The organism is Neisseria sp. P0014.S009, assembly GCF_051958155.1.
Taxonomy (GTDB): Bacteria; Pseudomonadota; Gammaproteobacteria; order Burkholderiales; family Neisseriaceae; genus Neisseria; species Neisseria flavescens_C.
In genome coordinates this window covers 1-241 of record NZ_JBQCVS010000231.1, presented here as the reverse complement: position 1 = coordinate 241, position 241 = coordinate 1, and the positions used below count along the sequence as shown (strand labels likewise).

Here is a 241-nt window from a genome sequence, read left to right as displayed (position 1 = left end):
GCCTTCTAGGGCTTCTACGCCGTTTGGCAGTTTGATGGTACCGACCATACCCAGACCGGTATGATCGTCCTGACCAAACTCAAACTCAGGCAGCTTAAACTCGGAAGCATTACCCAAAAGGCTGTTACCGTCGATATAGATGTTGGCATTGTAGATTGCATTGATTGCAGACATATTTCTTCCTTTTCAGACGACCTTAGTTAGCCGATACCAGATTGACAAGATACTTGCGGGTCATCAC

The 241-nt window shown here is 46.5% G+C and carries 1 protein-coding gene; it reads right to left on the bottom strand.

From position 1 onward, the window contains the following. Window positions 1-174 (bottom strand): phage major tail tube protein (locus ACTHS4_RS12450; protein WP_440366043.1); only part of this gene is annotated, 174 nt, incomplete at its 3' end. Window positions 175-241: the final 67 nt, after the last annotated feature.